Below are 732 nucleotides of genomic sequence, written 5' to 3' on the forward strand. Positions count from 1 at the left end.
AAAGCTCGCGCCAAACTCGGCCGCGCCTATCCAGCCACCCCCAAAGAGTCAAAATCACTGTGATAGACCACTAGGCCTCCGCGCGACGTGCGGCCGCGTGTGACCGCTCATCGCGCTGCCGCGAGCGCGCGCGTTGCCTTGTCGAGTTGCGCATTGCATTGCGCCACATCCCCTGCGCGATCGGCGGCACGCGCAAGGTCGAGCGCATTGAGCACGCGTTGCAGACGCCGCCCATATTTGCCTTCTGAGGCCGCGATCGATCGCGGCGTCGGCTGGTAGTTGCGCGTCGCGTCGAGACTCTCCTTCTGCCAACCTCCGGCGCCGGCGCGCTTCTCGATGGCGGCATCGGCCTGGGCTTGAACGCGCACGATCGAATCCTCGCAGGGGCCGGCGTGGCCCGGCGGAGTAGTCAGAAGCAGGATGAGGATGGCGGCTCCGAACGGCGCGACCTTTTCCATGGGTTCGTCTCCTTGTGTGCGGCCAACTGTTACTTGGTTACCAGATGACAATGTTCGTGACGATGTCTTTCGCAATTGAACGTGGACGCGCAACCACAAGCTTTTCGAGATAACATCGCATTTGCGAAGGGAACAAGGCGCCCCCCCGCAGCGGTGGACTGTCTCTAACTGTCCGGTTATGTAGGGAGGCTAGGGAGGGTGTTCGCCGTCGAGACCTTTGAGACAAATTGAAGGATTTTGCGGAGGGAGGATTTCTGGTTCATCGTAGCCACCA

At 61.3% G+C, this 732-nt stretch carries 1 protein-coding gene; it reads right to left on the bottom strand.

Going from position 1 to position 732, the window contains the following annotated elements; all coding sequences use genetic code 11:
- Window positions 1–107 precede the first annotated feature (107 nt).
- The gene (locus AAFX91_RS42180; protein ID WP_245476638.1) at window positions 108–458 is read right to left on the bottom strand and encodes a hypothetical protein; all 351 of its coding nucleotides are present in this window, start codon (window positions 456–458) and stop codon (window positions 108–110) included.
- Window positions 459–732 lie beyond the last annotated feature (274 nt).

It is taken from the genome of Bradyrhizobium sp. 31Argb, from assembly GCF_043638955.1.
In the GTDB taxonomy this organism is placed as follows: Bacteria; Pseudomonadota; Alphaproteobacteria; order Rhizobiales; family Xanthobacteraceae; genus Bradyrhizobium.